Genomic DNA, 15,653 nt, shown 5'->3' with positions numbered 1-15,653 from the left:
CAGGAAAAGTGACCATGAACTTCTCTGCCTGGTCCATACGCAATCCGATCGCTCCGATCCTCTTCTTCGTCGTGCTGATGGTACTGGGCTACCAGTCCTTCGTATCGCTGCCGATCACCCGCTTCCCCAACATCGACGTTCCGATCGTCTCGATCAGCGTCGCGCAAAGCGGCGCTTCGCCGGCCGAGCTTGAAACGCAGGTCACCAAGGAGATCGAGGACGCGGTCGCCAGCGTCACCGGTGTCGACCATATCCAGTCGACGATCAATGACGGCACCTCGACGACCGCCGTGATCTTCCGCATGGAGGTGCCGACCACCCAGGCGGTTCAGGACGTGAAGGATGCGATCGACCGCATCCGCAGCGACCTGCCGACCTCGATCGAGGAGCCGATCGTCTCCAAGGTCGACGTGGAAGGTCAGGCGATCCAGACGTTCTCGGTTTCTGCACCCGGCATGTCGCTCGAAGAACTCTCCTGGTTCGTGGACGACGTCATCAAGCGCGAGATCCAGGGCAAGAAGGGTATTGGCCGGGTTGACCGCTATGGCGGCGCCGACCGGGAAGTTCGTGTCGAACTCAACGAAGACAAGCTGAACTCGCTCGGCATCACCGCCGCCGACGTCAACGGCCAGCTCCGGCGCATGAACATGGACCTCGGCTCCGGCCGCGGCCAGGTCGGCGGCAGCGAGCAGGCGATCCGCACGCTGGGCGACACCCGTAACGTCGACCAGCTCGCCAATACGATGATCTCGGTGCCAAGCGGTCGCTTCGTGCGCCTTTCCGACCTCGGAACGGTCACCGACACCTATGAGGAACCGCGTTCCTTCTCGCGTTTCAACGGCAATCCCGGCGTGACCTTCGCGGTCTTCCGCGCCAAGGGCGCCTCCGAAGTCAGCGTCGCTGAAACCGTCGCTACTTCGCTTGAAAAGATCCGCGCGGCCAACCCCGACGTCACCATCGAGATGGTCGACGATTCCGTCTACTTCACCTACGGTAACTATGAGGCGGCGCTGCACACACTGATGGAAGGCGCGCTGCTCGCCGTCATCGTTGTCATGCTGTTCCTCCGCAACTGGCGCGCCACGCTGATTTCGGCCGTTGCGCTGCCGCTTTCGGCGATCCCGACCTTCTGGATCATGGACCTGCTCGGCTTCTCGCTGAACCTCGTCAGCTTCCTCGCCATGACGCTTGCCACCGGTATCCTCGTTGACGACGCGATTGTCGAGATCGAGAACATCGAGCGGCACATCCATATGGGCAAGTCGCCCTACCGCGCCTCGATCGAGGCGGCCGACGAGATCGGCCTGGCAGTCATTGCAACGACGTTTACGATCATCGCCGTCTTCGTGCCGGTCTCCTTCATGCCGGGCATTCCGGGCCAGTACTTCATTCAGTTCGGCTTGACGGTTGCCGTCGCGGTGTTCTTCTCACTGCTGGTCGCCCGCCTGATCACGCCCGTCATGGCCGCCTACCTGATGCGCCCGTCGGACGCAGGCAGCGGTGACCATGACAAGGACGGCTTCATGATGCGCCATTACACGCGCCTCGTGGTCGTCACAACGAAGCACTGGTACACGCGCTACCTGACGCTTCTTGCGGCAATCGCCTTCTCGGTCGGCTCGGTAATCGCACTCGTCCTCTATGTGCCGGGCAGCTTCCTGCCTCCGGAAGACGCCTCGCGTGTGAGCCTGTCGATCGAACTGCCGCCGGACGCCATGCTCGAGGATACCGACCGCACCACGACGGAGATCTACACCCGGGTCAAGGATATCGACGGGGTCGACAACATATTTGTCCTCGGCGGCGCCTCGCCGAAGGGCGACCTGGAACTGCGCCGCGCGACCGTAACGGTGCTGCTCAAGAAGCTCGACCACTCGCTCTTGAACAAGATCGTCAATGACGTCATCGGCCGAACGCCGCTGATCGGCGCCTATTTGCCGAAAATACCGCCGGCCGGACGCATCGTGCCGCAGTCGCAGATCGAGAAGGAAATCTTCGCCCGCGTCCGCGACATACCGGATGTTCGGGTCATCAAGCTCAACGACCGGGGTGAGCGCGATCTCGCGTTCAACCTGCTCTCCAACAACGAGGCCGATCTCGACCAGGCGGTGGCGACACTGGAGGCGAAGCTGCGCAGCGATCCGCTGCTCGCCAATGTGAGCCCGGACGGCGCACTTCCCCGCCCGGAACTGCAGATCCGTCCGCGTGACGAGCAGATGTCGCGTCTCGGCATCACCACGGCGCAGATTTCCGAGGTGATCCGTGTGGCCACCATCGGCGACATCGACGCAGCGCTCACCAAGATCGCGCTCGACGGCCGCCTGATCCCGATCCGCGTGCAGATCAACCGCGATTTCCGCACGGATATCGCCGCGATCCGCAACCTGAAGATCACGACCGCTTCGGGCGCCACAGTGCCGCTCTCGAGCGTCGCCGACATCAACTATTCGGAGGGCCCGAGCTCGATCAAGCGATACGACCGCAACCGCGTCGTGACGCTTGGGGCGGACCTGCCGGTCGGTGTCGCGCTCAATACCGCCTCCGACCGCTTCAAGCAGATCGCCGGACAGGCCCAACTGCCGAAGTCCGTCGAGTTCCTCGAAAGCGGCGACGCCGAGGTTCAGGCGGAAATGCAGCAGAGCTTCGGCAATGCCATGCTGCTCGGCCTCATGCTGGTGCTCGTCGTACTGATCCTCTTGTTCAAGGACGTGATCCAGCCCTTCACCATCCTGTTCTCGCTGCCGCTCGCCATCGGTGGCGTTGCCGCGGCGCTGATCCTGACGCAGAACGCGCTGTCGATGCCGGTGCTGATCGGCATCCTGATGCTGATGGGCATCGTCACCAAGAACGCGATCCTGCTCGTCGACTTCGGTATCGAGATGATGCACCACGGCATGGACCGCCAGATGGCTATGATCGAGGCCGGTCGCAAGCGCGCCCGCCCGATCATCATGACCTCGATCGCCATGTCGGCGGGCATGTTGCCGTCGGCGCTCGGCGTCGGCGAAGGCGGCTCCTTCCGCGCGCCGATGGCGATCGCCGTGATCGGCGGCATCATCGTCTCGACGGTGCTGAGCCTTGTGATCGTGCCGTCGTTCTTCCTGATCATGGACGACCTGTCGCGGCTGCTTGCCCGCATCTTTGGACGCTTCGTCGGCAAGAAGGATGAAGAGAATCTGCCGCTCGATCGCGAGGCGCTGACCGGCCTCGCGCAGGAGCAGGGAAAGACGATCGAAGAGCTGGAGGATCGTCTGAGGACGCTGGAATCCGAACAGACCAAGGGGCGGCCCGGCGGAAAGGTGATCAACCACCCGGCACTGGCGGCCGAATAGCCGATCGCTCTGAGGCACCGACATAGACACCCGCGCCCCACAGGCGCGGGCTTTTTGTTGTCATAATTTGATCGAGGTCAAATCGCCAGCGTGAAAGGGTCACTACCCTGCTCCTGAGACTTACGCAGGACGGGTACGATGAAGACGTTGCGATTGAATGCGAACGACCGGGCGGTGCTGCTCGGCTCTTGCTTCTTCGAAGAGCTGCCGACAGCGGCAGCGGGCGCCATTCTCGATGATGTCGTGGTGTCTACCCATGAAGAGCATGACATTCTCTTTGGCCAGGGCGAACCGCTCGATCACGTCTTCTTCGTGCTCTCGGGGCTGGTGCGCCTGTATCGGTTGGGCAAGGATGGGCGAGAGGCAGATATAGCCGTTTTTCCCAAGGGAGAGCTTTTCGGCGAGAGCGCCATGTTTCTCGGCAACCGCGCAACCGCCAACGCCCAGGCGATCGAGACCACCATGCTCGCCCGAATCGACAGTCGCAAGTTGCGCAGTCTCGCCGAACAGACGCCCGAGATCGCAGAAGCATTGATGCTGCTTCTGTGCCGACATGCGCAAATGGCAGAAGATTGCCTGGCCGAAGACCGGCTTTTGACGGCACCGCAACGGGTCGCGAGCTACATTCTTGGAAACTGCCCGGATGGCATCACCAGTTTTTCCTTCCGCCTGCCCTTCCAGAAAAACGTGCTGGCCGGCAAGCTGGGCCTTGCGCCGGAAGCGCTGTCGCGCGCGTTCTCAGCACTTCGTCGCTCAGGCGTAACCGTCAGGGGCCGGATCATCGAGATCCACGACCGGCAGGCGCTGGAACGCTTCTGAGGCGCCAGCGACTATTTGCGCCGTCAGAAAAAGAAGCGCACGGTGGCGTCAGAGCCCACCATGCAGCGTCAGGAAATCGACGATCCGGTTGACGCCGTCGCCGCGCTTCATGTCGGTGAAGACGAAGGGTTTCTCCGCCCGCATCCGCGTCGCGTCCCGCTGCATGACATCAAGGTCGGCCCCGACATGAGGTGCCAGATCCTTTTTGTTGATGACAAGCAGGTCGGATTTGGTGATGCCTGGTCCACCCTTGCGCGGAATCTCTTCGCCCTGGCAGACCGAGATCACATAGATCGTCAAATCAGCAAGATCGGGCGAAAAGGTCGCGGCAAGATTGTCGCCGCCGGATTCAATGAAAACGACATCGAGATCGGGAATGCGGCGATTGAGGTCGGCAATCGCCTGCAGGTTGATCGTCGCATCCTCGCGAATTGCCGTATGCGGGCAGCCGCCGGTCTCGACGCCGACGATGCGGTCGGATGGAAGCGCCTGCATGCGCACCAGCGCCTCCGCATCCTCCTTGGTGTAGATGTCGTTGGTGACCACGGCGACGGAATATTTCTCCCGCATCGCCTTGCAGAGCTTGTCGGTCAGCGCCGTCTTGCCCGAGCCCACCGGCCCGCCGATGCCGATGCGAAGGGGGCCGTTCTTCGATGCCATCTGGTTGTCCTTTCGAGGTCGTCTCAAGCAATCCCGGGAAAAGTGTGAAACGTTCCGTGCGGAATTGCGCAGTCATGAAAAGTTACGAGCGGAAGAGCCGCGAATGCAGAGTTTCGTGTTTCAGCGCCGAGATATCCGCCATGATCGTGGCCGAGCCAAGGTCGTCCAGGGTGGCGGCAGCCGCCTTACTTGCCGTCGCCGCAATCACCGGTTCGAGCGCGGCGATCACGCCGACGCCATCGCGCTGGCCGATCACGCCGCAACGGATCGCGACTGAAACGGCGTTCGAAACGGACGCGTTGAGATAGGCGGCGAGCGCCGGCTCGAGGCCGGTCTCATGGGCGCCGGCAACCGCTCCGACCGCGACCGGATAGGCGGCGGTCTCGCCGATTGCGTCGAGAACCGGATGTGGCCACGATCGCGCGGCCGCCAGAAACGCCTGTCCCTGCAGCATGGTCTCCATATGCCGCTCCCGACTTCCGGCGAGCGCTTCTGCAAGTTCCGCCACCAACAACAGCCGGGCACTGTCGCCAGCGGCCCGGTAGCTTTCGGCAAAGAGCAGCGCGTCGTTCCAGCCTGAGCCGTGACCGATGACCGTCTCCAGCCACAAACGCAACTCCTCCGCCTCGGTGATAACGCGATCATGCACGGCCTGTTCGAGGCCGCTCGAATAGGAGAAGGCGCCGACCGGGAAGGCCGGCGAAAGCCAGGTTACAAGGCGAAGCAGCGCCTGGGTATTGACCTGTTCAGCCATGGTGATGGCCGTGATTGTGCCCGCCGGCATGGTAGGCGCCGCGCACCGGATGGAAGGGCTCCGAAACCTCGCGGACCTCGGCCGACAGCCCTTCGAGCATCTGGCGGATGACGGGATCGCGGCTGATCAGGATGCGGCCCGTCTCGATCTGCGCCGCCAGGTGCCGGTTGCCGAGATGCCAGGCGAGCTCGATCAGATGCAGCGGGTCGCGCGGGCGGATTTCGTAGAGCGCCTCGGGTGCTGCCACAATGCGGATATAGCCGCCGCCTTCCAGCACCAGGAGGTCGCCATCGGCCAGCATCACCGCTTCCTTGAGATCCAGCATCACCACGTCGTCATTCTCGAGGTGCAGCAGCTTGCGGCGGAGATGCCGCGCGTCATGCGCAAGCGCCACGCTGTGAAGCGGCGTCTTGTCCTTTGGCCCCGGAGACAGGACCTCGGTGGAGCGATACGGCATCTCTAGAGCACCTCAACCTTTTCCGGCGACACGAGCTCGATGCGCGCTTCGATGAGCAGATCGGCCATAGCCGCCTGGAAGGCTTTGAGGTGTGGTTCTTCGAAATGCGCGTCGACGGCCGCCTTGTCTTTCCAGGTTTCGACGAACACGAGCGCGTCCGGATCGGTGGGCTTGCGATAGAGGTCGTAGGTGATGCAGCCGGCTTCACGGCGCGTCGCCTCAATTAGGGGCGCGGCAAGCGACACCACTTCGTCACCCTTGCCCGGGTGCGCGGTCAGATAGGCGATTATGTAAACCATTGAACCCTCGATACCTTTTATGTCCACCAGTGTAGCAAGAAAAAGCCTCGACGCCAGTCGCAGGGCGGCCTTTCCGGCGCTCGCCTTCAACACGGGCGAACAACAAAAAGCCCGAAGACCGGATCCGATCTTCGGGCTCTCTCAATTCAGGAATGGAAGCGATCTCGCCGCATCAGGCCGCGAGCTTCTCGGACTTCAGCGTCTCCAAGATGTTCTGCGGCGAGGAAACGCCGTAGGGATCGCTGTCGCAATTGTCGGAGTAACCCTCTTCCTCGAACCACTGCTCGACGAGACCGTTGTTGATCACGGCAGCATAGCGCCAGGAACGCATGCCGAAGCCGAGATTGTCCTTGGCAACCAGCATGCCCATCTTGCGGGTGAACTCGCCCGAACCGTCCGGGATCAGCTTGACGTTTTCAAGGCTCTGCGACTTGCCCCAGGCGTTCATGACGAAAGCGTCGTTGACCGAGATGCAGTAGATTTCGTCGATGCCTTCGGCACGGAAATCGGCGGTCAGCTTTTCGAAATCCGGGAGCTGGTAGGTCGAGCAGGTCGGCGTAAACGCGCCCGGCAGCGAAAACAGTACAACGCGCTTGCCGGCGAAATAATCGTCGGACGAAACGTCCTGCCAACGGAACGGATTGGAGCCGCCGACGGCCTCGTCGCGAATACGGGTACGGAACGTTACAGCGGGAACTTTTCTGCCAAGCATCGTCATCTCCTATCGTGCGGCTCTCGGTCGGCAGGTCTTGGGAGGATTGCTGGTAACCGAGGAAAGATCAGCCGCTTTCCTATCGGAATTTCCGCTGCGGCGCAGCACGAAAGGCCCCGATTCACATGCAGGCATGGCAGCCATGCGGTGACCGCATGGCTCTCATTCCTCACGCAAAGCGTCAATTGTGAATGCGCAAAGAGAGCCCCAGGCTCGGCGGAACGGGGTTCCACAGGCCCGTTCTCAAGCCCGCTTGACGCAGCGCCCGCGCCGTCCAGGTGTTGCAGCCAAACAGCGCGTTGAAGCTGCCCGCGGCTTCGAAGAAGCGGTCGTTGCCGTTGTAGGAGAAGCCGTCGATCGAAACGACAGCACCGGCGTCTCGTGTAAAACTATCGGAGATGAAGGCGAGCAGCCGCTCGAAACCCGCCGCGTCCAGGTCGAAGCTGGCAACGGAAGCTTGCGGCTCAATGATCCGACCGGCGATGTCCACATGCATCACCGAACGGTCAAGCGTCAGCGCCTTGAGAACCGGCACCGCCTTCAGCTCCGACCAGGTCGGGGTTTCCAGATAGAAGGAACGCCCGCCCCAGCCGAAAATCAGCCATTGCGCCTGCGGATGCGCGATCGGCACGCCGGCGGCTTCGACGAAGCGGAAACGCGCTCGCGTTTCCTCAGTCAAGGGCACCGCGATGTCAGTGTGAATCGGCCCCGAGAGCACCAGGATGCGCGCGCTCCCTGCCCCTGCAGCAGAGGCGGCCGCCGGCAGCAACGGCCGTGGCAGCAGCGTTCCGAGAACGACCGCAAGCATCGCGGCCAGCAGGCCGTAGAAGACCCATTTCAGGCCGCGCTTCATGCTTTGTCTCTGCGGGCTCAGAACAGGAAGTAGCGCTGTGCCATCGGCACGATCGTCGCCGGTTCGCAGGTCAGCAGCTCGCCGTCGGCGCGCACCTCATAGGTCTCCGGATCGATCTCGATCTGCGGCGTCAGGTTGTTATGGATCATCGACGCCTTGCCGATGCCGCCGCGGGTGTTCCTGACGGCCACGAGCTGCTTGGCGACACCGAGCTTGGCGGCCAGCCCTACGTCGAGCGAGGCCTGCGACACGAAGGTGACGGAGGAGTTCGTGCGGCACTTGCCATAAGCCGCAAACATCGGCCGGTAGTGCACCGGCTGCGGCGTTGGGATGGAGGCATTCGGATCGCCCATCGGCGCCATGGCGATCGAGCCGCCGAGCAGAACGAAGTCTGGCTTCACGCCAAAGAAAGCCGGGTTCCAGATGACGAGATCGGCGCGCTTGCCGACCTCCAGCGAGCCGATCTCATGGCTGAGCCCGTGGGCGATCGCCGGGTTGATCGTGTACTTGGCGACATAGCGCTTCACCCGGAAATTGTCGTTGTCGCCGGTTTCCTGCGGCAGCGGCCCGCGCTGGCGCTTCATCTTGTCGGCGGTTTGCCAGGTGCGGATCGCCACCTCGCCGACGCGGCCCATGGCCTGACTGTCGGAGGAGATGATCGAGAACGCGCCGATGTCGTGCAGGATGTCTTCGGCTGCGATCGTTTCTTTGCGAATGCGGCTTTCGGCAAAGGCGATATCTTCCGGGATCGACGGCGACAGGTGATGGCAGACCATCAGCATGTCCAGGTGTTCAGCCAGCGTGTTCTTGGTATAGGGCCGGGTCGGGTTGGTCGAGGACGGAATGACGTTCGGCTGACCGCAGATCTGGATGATGTCGGGCGCGTGGCCACCGCCTGCACCTTCCGTGTGGAAGGCGTGGATCGTGCGCCCCTTGATCGCTGCGATCGTATCCTCGACGAAACCGCTCTCGTTCAGCGTATCGGTGTGGATCATCACCTGCACGTCGTATTCGTCGGCAACACCGAGGCAGCAATCGATCGCCGCCGGCGTCGAGCCCCAGTCTTCGTGCAGCTTCAGCGCGGTGGCGCCGGCGAGCACCATTTCCACCAGCGCGCCCGGCCGCGAGGCATTGCCCTTGCCGGCAAAGGCGATGTTCATCGGGAGGCCATCGGCCGCTTCGATCATGCGGGCAAGATGCCACGGGCCGGAGGTGCAGGTGGTGGCAAGTGTCCCATGCCCCGGTCCGGCGCCGCCACCCAGCATGCAGGTAATCCCGCTCACCAGAGCTTCCTCGATCTGCTGCGGGCAGATGTAGTGGATATGGCTGTCCATGCCGCCGGCGGTGACGATCTTGCCTTCGCCGGCAATCACTTCCGTCCCAGGACCGACGACGATGGTCACACCGGCTTGAGTATCCGGGTTGCCGGCCTTGCCGATCCCGGCGATGCGGCCATCCTTGAGGCCGATATCCGCCTTGACGATGCCCCAGTGGTCGACGATCAGCGCGTTGGTGATGACCGTGTCGACAGCCCCCTCGGCGCGCGTCGCCTGGCTCTGCCCCATGCCGTCGCGAATGACCTTGCCCCCGCCGAACTTCACCTCCTCGCCATAGGTGGTGAAATCCTTCTCGACCTCGATGAAGAGTTCGGTGTCCGCAAGCCGCACCTTGTCGCCGACCGTCGGGCCGAACATGTTGGCATAGGCCGCGCGCGACATCTTGTAGGGCATGGTTCAGGCTCCTTGGGACGAAGAAGAAAATGGATGGAGGCGGCGAAGGCGGCCGCTCGCCGCCAGCGCGTCGACATAGCGGCGCTCTGCCGCAAAGGGATGCCATAACCAGCCGACATGGCCGAAGCCGGCAAGAACGACATCGTCAACAGGTGTTGCGAGATGTGCGAGGATATCGGCGATGACGATCATGCCACTCGACGGAACGACGTAACGATCGGGCGCGTAGCCGGCGAGATCGCGATCCACCTGATCGTGCACAGCCACCGGTACGATGCGAAAGCTCCGGCCGGTTGAACGGCTGAAGCTCTCGAAGCCGACGGTATAGTCGTCACAGAAATCATCGAGATCCGGATGGGTTTCGGCAAGCCCGGCCCGCATCGCGGCAAATCTCGCACCTGTCCGCACGCACCAGATCTCGCGCGCCTGCCGGACGGCGGCATTCGTCTTCCAGCGACCGCCGCCGAGCATGGCGAGCCCGGGACGCCCGGTGTTGCAGACGGCAACGATATCGGTCTTTTGGCCACCGGCGCCGACGGAACGGCAATCATTGAAACGCACGACGATATCCGCGGCGTCGATCGTCGCACCGGCGCCGTCAGGAACCTCGCCATTGCCCACGATCATGATGACGCGGCGACCTTGCACGGATCAGTTCCCCTGCGCTTCGAGAAATTCTTTAAGCTCGGCGGTGCGCTTCTGTGTCAGCTCGGAAAGACATCCCGAGACCAGCATCGGCTCGGCCTGCCCGCCGCGCGCCTGGAATCCGGCCAGTTCGCATTGTCCATCACGATAGGTGATCCAGGCCCGCTGCGCCTTCTTCAACGCCTCGACAGCGCCGACATCGGCACCGTCGCGCTCGTTGTCGATGGTGTGCACCGCCGTCATCGCCTGCTTGTAGACCCTGTTCAGCTCGGTATCTGCCGCCTCGTATTCCTGATAGGCGCATGCGTTCAGATCCGGCTGAGCCGTTGCACGTGCACAATCCACCTTCGCTTCTTCCTCGGCGAATGCCGGCGCGGCAAAGACGAGGAGCAGGCCGAGGACCAGAGCCGCTGCCCTCATAGCTTGCCCATCACCTGTTGGCGGAACCCGTAAACCTCGCGCTTGCCGGAAAGCGGGATCAGCGTCACCTGACGCGTCTGGCCGGGCTCGAAGCGCACGGCGGTGCCGGCGGGGATATCCAGGCGCTTGCCATAGGCGGCCGATCGGTCGAACTGCAGTCCGGCATTGGTTTCGGCGAAGTGGTAGTGGCTGCCGACCTGGATCGGGCGGTCGCCGCTATTGGCGACGTCGATGGTCGTGGTCTCAAGGCCGGCGTTGAGTTCGAGCTCGCCGGCGGCGGCAATGATTTCTCCCGGGATCATGATTTTCTCCTCAAGCAGCGTTGGCGTGAGCGCAGCCTTGCGGCTTCAGCACGCGCTCGGTAGAGGCCGGGTACTTGTCGAGCAGCGCCGCCGGGCGAACCGGGCGACGGGTGAACTCACCGCCGCAATTCGGGCAGGTGCCACCAAGCGTGCCTTCAGCACAATCGACGCAGAAGGTGCATTCGAACGTACAGATCATCGCCTCGCGGCTATCCGGCGGCAGGTCCTTGTCGCAGCATTCGCAGTTTGGGCGCAAAGCCAGCATGTTTGCCTCTCAGATCTTCTGTTGTGACAGCGACGGCAGAACGACCGCACGCACTGGGCCTCGTATCAGCGGATCGGCTCGTGCACGGTGACGAGCTTGGTACCATCAGGAAACGTCGCCTCGATCTGGATGTCATGGATCATCTCCGGGATGCCCTCCATGACCTGATCGCGGGTCAGGACCTGGGCGCCCGCCTCCATCAGTTCGGCGACCGAGCGCCCGTCACGCGCGCCCTCGACGACGAAGTCGGTAATCAGCGCAATCGCCTCGGGATGGTTCAGCTTCACGCCGCGCTCCAAACGTCGGCGCGCGACGATCGCCGCCATGGAAATCAATAGCTTGTCCTTTTCGCGCGGAGTCAGATTCATGCGGGGTCACCGGTTGTTCGTGGATGAGGCAGTTCCAGGAAAATCAAGCGTTTCTCCAGCTGGAACTGCGTGGTTTCAAGATGCGGGATCATGTCACTGTTTCGCTGAAACACATAAAATGGCCCTAGAGAACCCAGACTTTCGGCACTGTTTTCTGCAGGCGCAAGTGCGAAATAACCGGGATCAGGATTTTTCTGAGGGCGAAGCCGTCAGGTGCTGCGAAGCGCGCAATCAGCTTGTCGCGACCGCCCACCTGCACGTGGCTGACGCCGACACCACGCTCGCCCTCAAGCAACGACCGAAGACGCTGCAATTGGGCCTCGCAGTCGACACCGACATAGATGAGCGTCGCAAAGGCTGCCACGCCGTCGAGCACCGCCGGCCGTGCTCCGAGAGTGGCGATGGCGCCCGCGAGCGAGAGATTGTCCGCGTGCAGCAATTGGCCTTCAACGCGGATACGCCAGCGATCGCGAAAAAGTCCTTCATGCACCGCCTCACCCATCGCCTTGCGTCCGAGCAGAACCGCCTCTACCGCGAGGAAAGTGGCATCGGCGGCCAAATCCACCTCGAGCGAGCGGGACAGCGATGCGCGGTCAAACAGGATCGTCTCCTGCGGCAGCCAATCGACGCGCGCGCCGGCGGCAACCTCGATGCGGGTGGTCACGCCGACCGTGTCGGCGCTCGCCTTGTAGATCTTTTCGCAGGCCTGGGTCGTCACCGTCACATCCGTTCCGGCGCCAGCGGCAATCTCCCAGACCATGCGATCGCCGCCCGTGAGCCCGCCGGAGGAGTTGATCAGCACCGCTTCCATGGAGGCGTCAAAGGTCTTCGGCAGTCGGATCTTGGCACAGCCTTCCTGGTAGAGTTCGGCAATGCGGCTTTGGCCGAGCGCGGCCTTTGCGACCAGCCGTCCCCTACCCCAGGCCCGCTGCGGGGCGATGATTGCCGCATTGTTCATTTTCGTTAGCCGAGCGAAGCCTTCCAAACTTTGACACCGTCCCCGCCCGGAGCCGGCCGCCTTGCTCCCGCACGCAAGGACGCGGCAGCAAGTGGCGCTATCGTCCGCATCGTGGAACGACAAGTCAAGTTATTGTTTTGCTAAGAAAATCGTCAATGCGCTGAATTTTCGTGCAGGCATTGCGCAGGAAAGAGGCATCCCCTCAAGCCACCCGATCCGGCGGCATGCGCCCCTCGAAAAATGCCGTCACGTTATCGACCACTTTCATGCCCATGGCGACGCGGGTTTCCTCCGTAGCGCTGCCGAGATGCGGCAACAGCACGACATTCTCGAGCCTGCGCAGGGGTTCCGGCACGTTCGGCTCCGCCTCGAAGACATCGAGGCCGGCGCCGCGAATGACGCCGTTCTCAAGTGCGGCGATCAATGCCGCTTCGTCGACCACGTCGCCGCGCGCCGTGTTGACGAGATAGGCCCCCTTCTTCATCAGCGCCAACCGTTCCGTGTTGATCAGATGCCGGTTTTCGCCGCCGCCGGGGCAATGCAGCGACACGAAGTCGGCGGCCTTCAACACATCCTCCACGGTGTCCAACTGACGGGCGCCGTAGCGGCTCGCCTCGGCCGGGTCGATGCGCGAGCGGTTGTAGAAGACGACATCCATGTCGAAGCCGAAATGACAGCGTTTGGCCATCGCCTTGCCGATGCGGCCGAAGCCGATGATGCCGAGCGTCTTGCCGGTGACCTTGCTGCCGATCATGTGGGTCGGCCGCCATCCGCTCCATTCGCCGGCCCGCACCTGCCGCTCGCCCTCACCTGCCCGGCGCGCAACGGCAAGCAGCAGCGTCATGGCAATGTCGGCCGTGCAGTCGGTCAAAACACCTGGCGTATTGGTGACGACGATATTGGCGACCTTGGCGGCCGCGACATCGATGTGGTTGTAGCCGACGCCATAATTGCCGAGGATTTTCGCCCGGATGCCGCCGCCTTCAAAGAGTTCCGCCGGAAGCCGATCGGAGACGGTTGGCAGAACGGCATCATAGCTCCGAAGCGCATCGGCCAGCCCTTCGGCCGTCATCGGTACATCCCGTTCGTTCAAGGTGGTGTCGAAGCGTTCGGCAAGCACCTGCTCCACCGCCATCGGCCAACGACGGGTGACGAGAATGCGGGGTTTCGAACTCATGCCTGCCTCCGGATCAGAATCGTCGGGAGATAGTGCACGAAACGACGCTCAGCGACAGCCATTCCGGCAGACGAAACAGCTATTACAAAAAAGCAGAAAGGAGGCGCCGACTCCGGCGCCTCCTTCGTACCGACGAAGCGAACTTCTTAGTTCACGACCGCGCGAAAGCCAGCAGGTCGGCGTTGAGCTGGTCCTTGTGGGTGTCGGTGATGCCATGCGGTGCGCCGGCATAAACCTTGAGGTCCGCATGCGGCACCAGCGTCTTCGCGGCGCGCGCCGCCGCATCGATCGGCACGATCTGGTCGTCGTCGCCATGGATGATCAGCGTCGGCACGTCGAACTTCTTCAGGTCCTCGGTAAAGTCGGTCTGGGAGAAGGCGACGATCGAGTCATAGGTGTTCTTGTGGCCGCCCGTCATGCCCTGCAGCCAGAAGCTGTCGATCATGCCTTGCGAGGCGACCGCGCCCGGCCGGTTGAAGCCGAAGAACGGACCCGAGGCGATGTCGCGGTAGAGCTTGGAGCGATCCTTGAGGCTGGCCGCCTGCAGGCCGTCGAACACCTCCTTCGGCAGGCCGCCGGGGTTGCTATCGGTCTTGACCATCAACGGCGGCACCGCCGAGATCAGCCCGACCTTGGCGACGCGGCCGGTGCCATGGCGGCCGATATAGCGGCTGATCTCGCCGCCGCCGGTGGAAAAGCCGGCAAGGAAGATGCCGTTCAGATCGAGCGCATGGATGAGATCGGCCAGATCGTCGGCATAATGATCCATGTCGTTGCCGTCCCAGGGCTGCGACGAGCGGCCATGGCCGCGGCGATCATGGGTGATGACGCGAAAGCCGTTGTTGGCGAGGTGGAAGGCCTGCGCCTCCCAGCTGTCCGACGACAGCGGCCAGCCGTGGCTGAGCACGACGACCGGGCCGTCCGTCGGCCCCCAGTCCTTGTAGTAGATCTCGACGCCGTCGCGGGTGATGATGCGGCTGCCCACGGTCCTTGCGCCTTCCCGGCCGGACGCAGCGGCGGCTGATGTCGATGCGGATGCGGCCCTGGCCGGCGTGCCGACGGCGTGAACGGCTGCTGCGGTTGCTGCCGCGCCGAAGGCGGCCGAAAGTACGTTGCGGCGGGAGATGCTGTCGGTCTCGACCTTGCTGACTGCCTTGCTCATGGAACGGCTCCTTTTTGTCTGCGGTCACACCGCGCTTTTCCATATTTAGCGATTAAATCGTGCGCGATATATATGAGCGAAGAAACGGATGAACTCGCCCGAACTTTGCATCGCTATCGATTAGATCGTGCACAAACATTTATATCGCGATCCTGCAGCTGTCAATGCCTTGCGATTATATCGCGAACGATTTATTTTGGTCGCGACAGGAGATGCTGATGGCTGACACCAAACACACGGACGACGAAATGCTGACGCTCGACAGTTTCCTCTGCTTTGCGGTTTATTCCGCAAACCACGCCTTCACGCGCATCTACAAGCCGCTGCTGGAGGAACTCGACCTCACCTATCCGCAATATCTCGTCATGGTGCTGCTCTGGGAGAAGGATGACCAAACAGTCGGCGGTCTTGGCGAGCGGCTCTTTCTGGAGTCAAGCACGCTCACGCCCATGCTGAAGCGGCTCGAGGCCGCTGGATACATCGCCCGCGTCCGTGACAAGGCCGATGAGCGACAAGTGCGCGTACAGTTGACGGACATGGGCAAGGCGTTGCGCCAGAGGGCGACCGATGTGCCGCGCGGTCTTGCCCAGGCAACGAAGCTCAGCCCCGATGATATCGAGCGACTGCGCGCCGAAGTTTCGTTGCTGCGAGATACTCTGCTGAAATAGCTGATATCTGCGGGCAGTACGGCCAAAAAGAAAGAGCCCGGCGATCGCTCGCCGGGCTCTTTGGACAGGCAC

At 62.6% G+C, this 15,653-nt stretch carries 18 protein-coding genes; 3 read left to right on the top strand and 15 right to left on the bottom strand.

All coding sequences use genetic code 11. From position 1 onward, the window contains the following. The first annotated feature begins 14 nt into the window (after positions 1 to 14). Together BBX50_RS00435 and BBX50_RS00430 are read left to right on the top strand one after the other, a co-directional pair. Positions 15 to 3,332: an efflux RND transporter permease subunit gene (locus BBX50_RS00435; protein WP_065773352.1), complete on the top strand. Its 3,318-nt coding sequence runs from the start codon at positions 15 to 17 to the stop codon at positions 3,330 to 3,332. 138 nt (positions 3,333 to 3,470) lie between these two features. After that, positions 3,471 to 4,151 (top strand): Crp/Fnr family transcriptional regulator, encoded by a 681-nt coding sequence (locus tag BBX50_RS00430; protein WP_065773351.1) that lies wholly within the window; start codon positions 3,471 to 3,473, stop codon positions 4,149 to 4,151. Positions 4,152 to 4,199: 48 nt separating this feature from the next. Here BBX50_RS00430 and ureG read toward each other — a convergent pair whose 3' ends face one another. The 15 genes from ureG to BBX50_RS00355 all read right to left on the bottom strand — a co-directional run bounded on the left by ureG (position 4,200) and on the right by BBX50_RS00355 (position 14,913). Next, positions 4,200 to 4,811 carry an urease accessory protein UreG gene (gene ureG, locus BBX50_RS00425; RefSeq protein ID WP_065773350.1) on the bottom strand — a complete coding sequence of 204 codons (612 nt, stop codon included), beginning with the start codon at positions 4,809 to 4,811 and terminating at the stop codon, positions 4,200 to 4,202. Positions 4,812 to 4,893: 82 nt separating this feature from the next. After that, positions 4,894 to 5,565: an urease accessory protein UreF gene (locus BBX50_RS00420; RefSeq protein WP_065773454.1), complete on the bottom strand. Its 672-nt coding sequence runs from the start codon at positions 5,563 to 5,565 to the stop codon at positions 4,894 to 4,896. Continuing rightward, complete coding sequence (ureE, locus tag BBX50_RS00415; protein WP_065773349.1) at positions 5,558 to 6,022, bottom strand: urease accessory protein UreE; 465 nt, start codon at positions 6,020 to 6,022, stop codon at positions 5,558 to 5,560. Before ureE ends, BBX50_RS00420 begins: the two co-directional genes overlap by 8 nt. A gap of 2 nt (positions 6,023 to 6,024) precedes the next feature. Next, positions 6,025 to 6,321, bottom strand: coding sequence for a putative quinol monooxygenase (locus BBX50_RS00410; protein WP_065773348.1), 297 nt, complete (start codon positions 6,319 to 6,321; stop codon positions 6,025 to 6,027). Positions 6,322 to 6,493: 172 nt separating this feature from the next. Continuing rightward, positions 6,494 to 7,033 (bottom strand): peroxiredoxin, encoded by a 540-nt coding sequence (locus tag BBX50_RS00405; protein WP_065773453.1) that lies wholly within the window; start codon positions 7,031 to 7,033, stop codon positions 6,494 to 6,496. Positions 7,034 to 7,214: 181 nt separating this feature from the next. Continuing rightward, positions 7,215 to 7,886, bottom strand: coding sequence for a TIGR02117 family protein (locus tag BBX50_RS00400; protein ID WP_065773347.1), 672 nt, complete (start codon positions 7,884 to 7,886; stop codon positions 7,215 to 7,217). 17 nt (positions 7,887 to 7,903) lie between these two features. Beyond that, entirely contained in the window at positions 7,904 to 9,616 is a 1,713-nt protein-coding gene (ureC, locus tag BBX50_RS00395) for an urease subunit alpha (protein ID WP_065773346.1), read from the bottom strand. Positions 9,617 to 9,619: 3 nt separating this feature from the next. Beyond that, entirely contained in the window at positions 9,620 to 10,264 is a 645-nt protein-coding gene (locus BBX50_RS00390) for a Urease operon accessory protein (protein ID WP_065773345.1), read from the bottom strand. 3 nt (positions 10,265 to 10,267) lie between these two features. Then, entirely contained in the window at positions 10,268 to 10,681 is a 414-nt protein-coding gene (locus BBX50_RS00385; protein ID WP_065773344.1) for a lysozyme inhibitor LprI family protein, read from the bottom strand. Continuing rightward, complete coding sequence (locus BBX50_RS00380) at positions 10,678 to 10,983, bottom strand: urease subunit beta (RefSeq protein WP_065773343.1); 306 nt, start codon at positions 10,981 to 10,983, stop codon at positions 10,678 to 10,680. Before BBX50_RS00380 ends, BBX50_RS00385 begins: the two co-directional genes overlap by 4 nt. Positions 10,984 to 10,993: 10 nt before the next feature. After that, positions 10,994 to 11,248, bottom strand: a complete 255-nt coding sequence (locus BBX50_RS00375) for a DUF1272 domain-containing protein (RefSeq protein WP_065773342.1) — start codon at positions 11,246 to 11,248, stop codon at positions 10,994 to 10,996. A 65-nt stretch (positions 11,249 to 11,313) separates the two neighbouring features. Further along, a complete protein-coding gene (locus BBX50_RS00370) occupies positions 11,314 to 11,616 on the bottom strand; it encodes an urease subunit gamma (protein ID WP_065773341.1) in 303 nt (100 codons plus the stop codon). A gap of 124 nt (positions 11,617 to 11,740) precedes the next feature. Next, entirely contained in the window at positions 11,741 to 12,574 is an 834-nt protein-coding gene (locus tag BBX50_RS00365) for an urease accessory protein UreD (protein ID WP_065773340.1), read from the bottom strand. A gap of 202 nt (positions 12,575 to 12,776) precedes the next feature. Then, positions 12,777 to 13,751 carry a D-glycerate dehydrogenase gene (locus tag BBX50_RS00360; RefSeq protein ID WP_065773339.1) on the bottom strand — a complete coding sequence of 325 codons (975 nt, stop codon included), beginning with the start codon at positions 13,749 to 13,751 and terminating at the stop codon, positions 12,777 to 12,779. 151 nt (positions 13,752 to 13,902) lie between these two features. Next, positions 13,903 to 14,913: an alpha/beta hydrolase gene (locus BBX50_RS00355; protein ID WP_065773338.1), complete on the bottom strand. Its 1,011-nt coding sequence runs from the start codon at positions 14,911 to 14,913 to the stop codon at positions 13,903 to 13,905. A gap of 212 nt (positions 14,914 to 15,125) precedes the next feature. Here BBX50_RS00355 and BBX50_RS00350 point away from each other — a divergent pair, with 212 nt between their 5' ends. Next, positions 15,126 to 15,581 (top strand): MarR family transcriptional regulator, encoded by a 456-nt coding sequence (locus BBX50_RS00350; protein ID WP_065773337.1) that lies wholly within the window; start codon positions 15,126 to 15,128, stop codon positions 15,579 to 15,581. The last annotated feature ends 72 nt before the right edge of the window (positions 15,582 to 15,653 follow it).

The sequence above is a fragment of the Ensifer sp. LC11 genome, assembly GCF_001695835.1.
Lineage (GTDB): Bacteria > Pseudomonadota > Alphaproteobacteria > Rhizobiales > Rhizobiaceae > Ensifer.
Note: the sequence above shows the minus strand (reverse complement) of the source record. Positions and strands in the feature narration are given on the sequence as shown.

Excerpts from the sequence above, each read along its gene's own strand:
- BBX50_RS00435 (WP_065773352.1), top strand. The coding sequence starts at position 15 with ATGAACTTCTCTGCCTGGTCCATACGCAATCCGATCGCTCCGATCCTC.
- BBX50_RS00430 (WP_065773351.1), top strand. The coding sequence starts at position 3,471 with ATGAAGACGTTGCGATTGAATGCGAACGACCGGGCGGTGCTGCTCGGC.
- ureG (WP_065773350.1), bottom strand. The coding sequence starts at position 4,811 with ATGGCATCGAAGAACGGCCCCCTTCGCATCGGCATCGGCGGGCCGGTG.
- BBX50_RS00420 (WP_065773454.1), bottom strand. The coding sequence starts at position 5,565 with ATGGCTGAACAGGTCAATACCCAGGCGCTGCTTCGCCTTGTAACCTGG.
- ureE (WP_065773349.1), bottom strand. The coding sequence starts at position 6,022 with ATGCCGTATCGCTCCACCGAGGTCCTGTCTCCGGGGCCAAAGGACAAG.
- BBX50_RS00410 (WP_065773348.1), bottom strand. The coding sequence starts at position 6,321 with ATGGTTTACATAATCGCCTATCTGACCGCGCACCCGGGCAAGGGTGAC.
- BBX50_RS00405 (WP_065773453.1), bottom strand. The coding sequence starts at position 7,033 with ATGCTTGGCAGAAAAGTTCCCGCTGTAACGTTCCGTACCCGTATTCGC.
- BBX50_RS00400 (WP_065773347.1), bottom strand. The coding sequence starts at position 7,886 with ATGAAGCGCGGCCTGAAATGGGTCTTCTACGGCCTGCTGGCCGCGATG.
- ureC (WP_065773346.1), bottom strand. The coding sequence starts at position 9,616 with ATGCCCTACAAGATGTCGCGCGCGGCCTATGCCAACATGTTCGGCCCG.
- BBX50_RS00385 (WP_065773344.1), bottom strand. The coding sequence starts at position 10,681 with ATGAGGGCAGCGGCTCTGGTCCTCGGCCTGCTCCTCGTCTTTGCCGCG.
- BBX50_RS00380 (WP_065773343.1), bottom strand. The coding sequence starts at position 10,983 with ATGATCCCGGGAGAAATCATTGCCGCCGCCGGCGAGCTCGAACTCAAC.
- BBX50_RS00375 (WP_065773342.1), bottom strand. The coding sequence starts at position 11,248 with ATGCTGGCTTTGCGCCCAAACTGCGAATGCTGCGACAAGGACCTGCCG.
- BBX50_RS00370 (WP_065773341.1), bottom strand. The coding sequence starts at position 11,616 with ATGAATCTGACTCCGCGCGAAAAGGACAAGCTATTGATTTCCATGGCG.
- BBX50_RS00365 (WP_065773340.1), bottom strand. The coding sequence starts at position 12,574 with ATGAACAATGCGGCAATCATCGCCCCGCAGCGGGCCTGGGGTAGGGGA.
- BBX50_RS00360 (WP_065773339.1), bottom strand. The coding sequence starts at position 13,751 with ATGAGTTCGAAACCCCGCATTCTCGTCACCCGTCGTTGGCCGATGGCG.
- BBX50_RS00355 (WP_065773338.1), bottom strand. The coding sequence starts at position 14,913 with ATGAGCAAGGCAGTCAGCAAGGTCGAGACCGACAGCATCTCCCGCCGC.
- BBX50_RS00350 (WP_065773337.1), top strand. The coding sequence starts at position 15,126 with ATGCTGATGGCTGACACCAAACACACGGACGACGAAATGCTGACGCTC.